Below are 8,954 nucleotides of genomic sequence, written 5' to 3'. Positions count from 1 at the left end.
ACAACTTGATTTCTCAAGTTTACTCGTAAAAAAGAATTGCTGGTTTTTAACTTTATATTCTGTTCAATTTTCAAAGACCAATTTGTGTGTCGCACTCAAGCGACTTTCTTATCTTATCACTTAACTTTGTTATTGTCAACAAGTTTTTTTAATTTATTTTCTTACTTGTTGGCGTCACAACCAAGCGACGAATCATATCTTATCATATAAATAAAATATCATTAATATAATATTACTTATTTAATTAAATTATTCATATCTTTTTCTATTTTTCTTAATAATTCTATAATTATTAAATATTGATACACCAGGTTCAGTTTGTTTAGTAAAAACTTACTACATCTTCATTTCTATGTATTAATAAATAATAAAAAGCATGATAATATCAACTATCATGCTCTTTCATTCCTATATATATTGTCTTTTTTTCATAACTACTGGCCAAGATTTAGATCCAACATAATTTTTATCTTCTAATATCTGTGTGCCTTTATCTACTATTATCCTCTCAAGCTTAGCTTTTTCTCCAATAACAACATCCTGTAATATTACACATCCATCTATTGTTACATCTTTTCCTACATAAACACATCTAGATATTATACTATTTCTTACTTCCCCTTCTATATAACATCCATTTGCAATTATAGAATTTGTCACTTTACTGTCCCTTGTATATCTAGTTGGAGCTTCATCTTTTGCTTTTGTATATATTGTACCACCATTATAGAATAACTCCTTACTTACTTTTCTTTTAAGTAAATCCATATTTGTATAGTAGTAACTAGTTAAAGAGTTAATGCAAGAAAGATAACCATTAAATTTATAGGAACCTACATTTAACCTATCTAAGTTATCATGTATAAATGATTTTATTTTTTTATAACTTCCCCTTTTAACACATTCATTTACTATATCTATAAATAGATAAGTAGGCATTATATACATTTCCATACTTATAGATGCTAAATTATCCTCTCCCACATTCTTACCTATAGACTTAACTTTACCTTCCTCTACATTTACCACATCACACCCAAGAAAAGATTTATTTGCATTATTTATATCTTTATATATAACAGTTATATCATTTTTATTATTTATATGATGTGTAAGTGCCTCTCTATAGTCAATATTACATATCATATATGATGGTGCTAATAAAACGTAATCTTTTCTACTATTTTTTATAAACTCTATATTGTCATAAAAATTATCAACATCATTAACAAATGGTTCCTCATCTCCAAAGTTAAATACCTTTAGCCCATCCTTCTTTCTATGAAGATCCCATGGTCTCCCATTAGTTAAGTGATCCATTAGTGATCTTGATTTATTTTTTGTAAATATTCCTATACATTCAATTCCAGAATTAGTCATGTTTGAAAGTACGAAATCAACTATCCTATATTTAGCTGCAATAGGAACCGAAGCTAATGGTCTATTTCGAACTAGCTCGTCCATCCTTTTTTCATTCTCATCTAAGTTTATTATTCCAACACAATTGTTCATTAATCTCCCTCCTTCCATAGTTTTATATTGTACTACAGGCCTCTACTAAACTTCCTGACTTAACCTCTTCACTAGATGCTATTACAGCTATTTCATTTCCATCACCTATTCTGCAACCTTTTCTTATTATTGCATCACTACCAATAATAGCTTTTTCAATAATTACATTATCTCCTATAAATGCATTAGGCATTATTACAGAATCCTTTATGATTGCCTTTTTTCCTATCTTAACTCCTTGAAATAAAACAGAGTCCTCTACATTGCCATATACAGTGCATCCTTCTACTATAAGTGAATTTTTTATTAATGCTTCCTCTCCTATATATTGAGCTATGCTTACTTGATTGGATGAATATATTTTCCACTCTTTATCATAAAGATTTAATTTATTATTCTCATCTAATAAGTCCATATTAGCTTCCCATAAGCTATGGATTGTTCCAACATCCTTCCAGTATCCATCAAATGGATATGCCATCATCTTAAGATTATCTTTTATCATCTTTGGAATAATATTCTTACCAAAATCATTACTTGAAAACCTATCTAGCTCATCATCCCTTAAATATTTTTTTAGTATCTTCCAATTGAATATATATATGCCCATAGATGCTAAAGTACTTTTAGGTTCCTTAGGCTTCTCCTCAAATTCATAAATAGAATGATCTTCCCTCGTATTCATAATTCCAAATCTACTTGCTTCATCAATTGATACATTAATTACTGCAATTGTTGCATCTGCATTACTACTTTTATGTTTTTCTAGCATTTCATCATAATTCATTTTATATATGTGATCACCAGATAAAATTAATACATACTCTGGATTATAACTATCAATAAATTCTGTGTTTTGGTATATAGCATTAGCTGTACCTTTATACCAATTGCCACCCTTTTCTTCTTGATATGGAGGTAATATTCTTACGCCAGCATCTCTTCTATCTAAATCCCATGGGCTTCCTATTCCAATATGAGTATTTAATTCTAATGGTTTATATTGTGTTAAAACTCCAACAGTATATATTCCTGAATTAGAGCAGTTACTTAATGGAAAGTCTATTATTCTATATTTTCCACCAAATGGAACTGCTGGTTTAGCAAGCTTCTTTGTTAATACTCCTAATCTAGACCCCTGCCCCCCTGCCAAAATCATTGCTACTATCTCACTCTTACCCAATCATCTCTCTCCCTTCTAATCTTCTTGTCCTTCACTATAACAATATGAAATCAATCATACTAATATACATATTATTTACACTTATTTCATAAAAAAAATACAAGGTCTTTCATTGTAAACCTTGTATTTATCACACTTTTAAATATTTTTTATCCTTTTAAACCTTTTTTTATTTACATTTATTCTACATAATATATTAATTATAAATTCTTATATATAAGTTCAGGGCCCCATATACCTGTAGCATATTGTTGTATTGTCCTATCAGAAGAAAAAACTCCTGAATGGGCAATATTAGCGCCACAAATTTCTTGCCACTTATACATATCTTTAAAAATATTATCTACTTTTTTGTTAGCCTCAACATAAGAATCAAAGTCCTTTAAGACATAAAACTCATCATTAAAAGTTATTAAATGATCATATATACTTCTAAACTTTTCTTTATCATTAGAGTATTTGCCATTAATTAAATCATCTATAACATTTTTTACACTTTCGTTCTTATTGTATATATCTTGTGAGGAATATCCTCCATTTTCTATATAGCTTAGTACTTGTCTTGCCGTAAGCCCAAATATAAATATATTATTATTTCCAACCTCATCACTAATTTCTATATTAGCACCATCTAAAGTAGCTATTGTTACAGCTCCATTCATCATAAATTTCATATTTGATGTTCCTGAAGCTTCTTTAGTTGTGGTGGATATTTGTTCACTTAAATCAGCTGCAGGTATAATCTCCTCTGCTAATGAAACATTATAATTTTCTAGAAATACTACCTTTATCTTTTTATTTACTAATGGATCATTATTTACCTTATCTGCTATAGCATTAATAAGCTCTATTATATTCTTTGCAAGACAATATCCTGGCGCTGCTTTTCCTGCAAATATAAATGTTCTTGGATGAATATCTAAATTAGGATTATTAGTAAGCTTATTATATAAATCCATTATTCTTAAGCAATTAAGAGTCTGCCTCTTATATCCATGGATTCTCTTAACTTGTACATCAAATATAGAAGATGGATCAACTATAATACCATTCTTTTTATAAATCTTTTCTGCTAATCTCTCTTTATTTTTTTTCTTTATCCTTGCCAATTCTTCTTGTACACCTTTATCATAAGTAAACTTTTCAAAATTTATTAAGTCTGTAGGATGTTTTATAAAACTATCTCCTATAGTATTACAAAGAAGATTTGTAAGCCCTGGATTACTTCTTAATAACCATCTTCTATGAGTAATTCCATTAGTCTTATTATTAAACTTATTAGGATAGAAGTAATATAGATTTTTCATTTCTTCTTTCTTCAAAATCTCAGTATGAAGTTTTGCTACCCCATTCACACTATGGCTACCTACAACTGCTAAATTAGCCATTCTAACTTGGCCATCTGATATTATGGCCATATCTGATATTTTTTTCCACTGTCCAATATATTTATTCCAAAGGTCTGAACAGAACCTTTCATTTATCTCTTCAACTATCATATATATACGAGGTAATAAGCTTTTGAACATATCTATAGGCCACTTTTCTAGAGCTTCAGCTAATATTGTATGATTAGTATATGATACTATATTAGTAGTAATTCTCCATGCCTCTTCCCAGCCTAATCCCTCTTCATCTAATAATATTCTCATTAATTCTGGAATAGCAAGTGTTGGATGAGTATCATTTATATGAATTGATATTTTTTCATCTAAGAATTTTATATCTCCACCATGCGTTTTATAGTGTCTTATAATACTCTGGATGCCAGCTGATACAAAAAAATATTGTTGTTTTAACCTAAGTATTTTTCCTTCATAAAATGAATCTTCAGGATATAATACTTGTGATATGGATTCTACTGAGTTTTTATATTCTATTGCTTTAAGATATTCTCCACTACTAAATGATGAATAATCAAATTCATTAGATACAGTTTCTGCGCTCCAAAGCCTTAATGTATTAGCAACATTATTTTCATAACCTACAATGGGAGTATCATATGGAACAGCTAAAACAGGTTCATAGTTAATTTGAGTAAATACCATTCTGCCATCTATATTTTCTACCTTAACTTCTCCACCAAACTTTACTACTTCGCTTTTTCCAATCTTTCTTCTTTCCCACACGTTTCCTTGACGTAACCAGTTATCTGATAGTTCAACTTGTTTTCCATCTATTATTTTTTGCTCGAAAAATCCATACTTATATCTTATTCCACAACCATGTCCAGCTATCCCTAAAGATGCCATAGAATCTAGAAAACATGCTGCTAATCTTCCTAACCCACCATTTCCTAGCCCTTGATCTTCTTCTAATTCTTCTAAATCCCTTAAATCTATATTTAACTCTGCTAAAGCTTCCTTACATATATCAATCAAACCTAAATTCATTAATGTATCTCCAAGCAATCTTCCTAAAAGAAATTCCATAGAGAAATAATAAATTTGCTTTTCTCCAGTTTTATTGTATCTTTTATTAGTATCTAACCATAACCAGCTTACATAATCCCTTATTAAGCTCCCTAAAGCTTCATACCTTTGCAGGTTATTTCCATTTTCTATCTCGTCTCCATGAATATCCTTATACTTATTCTCATAAGCTTCCTTAAATGTATTTTTATCTAATGCCAACATTTAATCCCTCCTATAATCAGGTTCTTGTTGCCTCCATATATAGCTGTTGGTATTCATCAGCTGATTTATCCCAGCTATTATTTGAATTAAGTGCTTGTCTTACAATCCTGCTCCATTCCTCCTTTTTTGTATAGAAGCTTAATGCATACTCTACTATCATCAATAACTCCTCTGCATTATAATTTGTAAAACTAAATCCATTTCCTAATTCATTGTATTGATTATAAGGGAAAATTGTGTCCTTTAACCCACCAGTCTCTCTTACTATAGGAATACTTCCATATCTAAGCGCTATTAATTGACCTAATCCACAAGGCTCAAATAAAGAAGGCATTAAAAATAAATCGCTACTTGCATATACCTTGTGAGCTAATATATTATCAAATCTTATATTTGCTGACACTTTATCTTTATATCTATATTGTAGGTTTTTAAATTTATCTTCATAATACCAATCCCCAGTTCCAACTATAACTAATTGAATATTATTCTTTAGTAACCTATCTGCAATACTAATTATCAAATCCATTCCCTTTTGGTTAGTTAGTCTAGAAACAATACCTATCATAGGTATTTCTTTATCTATGGGTAATCTAAGCTCTTCTTGTAACTTAATCTTGTTCTCCTGCTTATCACTTAATATATCACTTTGAAAAGTCTTATAAATATTAAAATCTTTATAAGGATTATATTCTTCATAATCTATACCATTTAATATTCCCTTAAGATTATAATTATGTTCTCTTAATAATCCATCCAACTTCTCTCCATACTCTGGAGTTTTTATCTCTTCTGCATAACTATAACTTACTGTAGTTACTTTATCTGAATAATTAATTCCACCTTTCATGAAACTAATACATTCATAAAACTCTAAACTTCCATTATTATATGCTTCCATATCATATCCAAATAAATCTGGTAAAACTTCTTTTGGAAATATTCCTTGAAATAAAATGTTATGAATAGAGTATATAGTTTTTATATTTTTATACAATTCATCTTTTGAATACTCCAGTTTTAATAAAACTGGAATCATTCCTGTTTGCCAATCATTACAATGTATGATATCGGGTATCCATCCTATTTCCTTAATGAACTCTAAGACAGCCCTATCATAATATGCAAATTTTTCTCCGTCATCATAGCATCCATATATTTCATCTCTTCCAAAGTAGTACTCATTGTCAATAAAGTAATACTTAACTCCATTATGAGCGCATTCAAAAATACCACAGTATTGATTTCTCCATCCAACCTTCACCATAAACCATTTAACAAAGCTAAATTTATTTTTTAAATCCTCTCTTATTCCTTTATATTTTGGTATTACGACTCTTACATCTACCCCCTTTTTACTTAAGGCTTTGGGAAGCGCCCCAACAACATCTCCCAGACCTCCAGTTTTAATAAATGGATTAGCTTCTGATGCTACAAGTAATACTTTCATCATTATTTTCTCCCCCTTTTTTTATACCTAAGATTAGTGTTGCCATAGGTGGAACCTTAATCTTTATGCTATATGGTTGATTATGAAATTCTATTTCTTCTGGAACTAAATTTACTTCTGTCATAACTTGTCCAGACCCTCCATATTTCTCATCATCACTATTAAATACCTCTACGTAGTCTGATTGTAATGGAACTCCAATTCTAAAATCATACCTTACTACTGAAGTAAAATTGCATATAAATATTAAAGTATCTTCCTTACATTTTCCTCTTCTTAAAAATGAAACTATACTTTGATCCTTATTATCTGCATCAATCCATTGAAAGCCATCTATATCATAATCTAATTCCCATAATGCTTTATTATTTAAATAAAACTTATTAATATCCTTAATAAAGTTTTGAGTCTTTTTATGCATTGGAAACATATCAATAAGCTTCCACTCTAATTGCTCATATTCCCTCCATTCTATAAATTGAGCAAATTCACTTCCCATGAAATTCAACTTCTTTCCTGGATGTCCAAGCATATAACTAATTAGTACCCTATACCCAGCAAACTTGCTCCAGTAATCTCCTGGCATTTTATCTACTAAAGACTTCTTTCCATGTACAACTTCATCATGTGAAAAGGGCAATATAAACCTCTCTGAATAGTTATACATTAATGAAAAAGTTAGTTTATTATGATGATACTTTCTATATATAGGGTCTTTACTAGTGTATTCAAGTACATCATTCATCCATCCCATATTCCATTTAAAATCAAATCCTAAGCCACCATCACTAACCATTCCTGATACCTTAGGCCATGCCGTTGATTCCTCAGCTATCATAATAGTTTTTTCATTGTTTTCTTTTATTGCTGTATTTAAATCTTTTAAAAATTGGATTCCCTCTAAATTACAATCAGTACCATACTTATTAGGAACCCATTCACCATATTCTCTTCCATAACTTAAGTAAATAATATTAGATACAGCATCCACTCTTAATCCGTCTATATGAAATTCATTTATCCAATACATAGCATTTGATATAAGGAAACTTTTTACCTCTGGCCTACCTAAATCAAAATTAAAAGTTCCCCAGCCTTTATTATCAGCTTTCCAATACTCCTTATATTCATAAGTTGGACTTCCATCAAACATATATAAGCCATGTGCATCTTTACAAAAATGACCTGGTACCCAATCTAAAATAACTCCAATATTATTTTGATGTAATTTATCAACTAACCTTTTAAAACCTTCAATATTTCCGTATCTAGTTGTTAATGAATAATATCCTGTACATTGATAACCCCAAGATGCATCAAGAGGATGTTCGCACAAAGGCATAATTTCAACATAGTTATAACCCATTTCTGTCAAATAGTTTGGCAACACTTCACTTAATTCTTCATATGTTAAAAACTCATTGTTATTTCTTTTCCAAGATCCTAAATGAATTTCATATATATTAATAGCAGTATTATATATATCCTTTTTTCTTTTTTCTTCAATCCAATTATTATCTGACCATATGTATTCTTTAGGCCTATATGCAATTGATGCTGTATTAGGTCTTACTTCAGAACATATAGCATAAGGATCAGCCTTAAAAACAATTTTATTATCCATTGTCTTTATAGCATATTTATACTTAATACCTTCTTCTAACTTAGGTAAAAATCTACTCCATAATCCATCCTTAGATATTTGTTTCATTTTATATTTGTTATCCACATAAAAATTATTAAAATCTCCAACTATCCACATTTCTTGTGCATTAGGTGCCCAAGTTGTGAATTGAATTCCTTTAATCCCATTACATTCACATACATGAGCCCCCAATAATTTATAGGATTTATAATTCATTCCCTTATGAAACATATAAATTTCATTATTCTCCATTCGTAATCCTCCTTTTTTAGTACTGTTCTTTACATAGTATTCAAAAAGAAGAAAACTTATTAATAAACTTTAAATAAATAGGGATTTATCATTTGCAATCGTTATAAATTAAAAGAGATATGTATAAAACATATCCCTTTTCCTATTTTATATAAATTTATATAACAAAAAAAGAATAGCTATTGCTATTCTTTTTATAACTTGGCAACGTCCTACTCTCCCACACAGTCTCCCATGCAGTACCATCGGCGCTATAGAGCTTAACTTTCCTGTTCG

General features: G+C 29.5%; 5 protein-coding genes. All 5 read right to left on the bottom strand.

Going from position 1 to position 8,954, the window contains the following annotated elements:
• Positions 1-408 precede the first annotated feature (408 nt).
• The 5 genes from glgD to glgB all read right to left on the bottom strand — a co-directional run bounded on the left by glgD (position 409) and on the right by glgB (position 8,678).
• Positions 409-1,512 (bottom strand): glucose-1-phosphate adenylyltransferase subunit GlgD, encoded by a 1,104-nt coding sequence (glgD, locus tag I4V16_RS17035; RefSeq protein WP_049179366.1) that lies wholly within the window; start codon positions 1,510-1,512, stop codon positions 409-411.
• A gap of 22 nt (positions 1,513-1,534) precedes the next feature.
• Complete coding sequence (locus tag I4V16_RS17030) at positions 1,535-2,695, bottom strand: glucose-1-phosphate adenylyltransferase (RefSeq protein WP_049179367.1); 1,161 nt, start codon at positions 2,693-2,695, stop codon at positions 1,535-1,537.
• Between the two features lie 200 nt (positions 2,696-2,895).
• Positions 2,896-5,331 carry a glycogen/starch/alpha-glucan phosphorylase gene (locus I4V16_RS17025; protein WP_049179368.1) on the bottom strand — a complete coding sequence of 812 codons (2,436 nt, stop codon included), beginning with the start codon at positions 5,329-5,331 and terminating at the stop codon, positions 2,896-2,898.
• Between the two features lie 16 nt (positions 5,332-5,347).
• A complete protein-coding gene (glgA, locus tag I4V16_RS17020) occupies positions 5,348-6,781 on the bottom strand; it encodes a glycogen synthase GlgA (protein WP_111938240.1) in 1,434 nt (477 codons plus the stop codon).
• A complete protein-coding gene (gene glgB / locus I4V16_RS17015; protein WP_111938239.1) occupies positions 6,750-8,678 on the bottom strand; it encodes a 1,4-alpha-glucan branching protein GlgB in 1,929 nt (642 codons plus the stop codon). Before glgB ends, glgA begins: the two co-directional genes overlap by 32 nt.
• Positions 8,679-8,954 lie beyond the last annotated feature (276 nt).

The organism is Clostridium sp. 1001283B150210_160208_E6 (genome assembly GCF_015669365.1).
In the GTDB taxonomy this organism is placed as follows: domain Bacteria; phylum Bacillota; class Clostridia; order Clostridiales; family Clostridiaceae; genus Clostridium; species Clostridium paraputrificum.
This window is presented reverse-complemented; position numbering and strand designations above follow the sequence as displayed.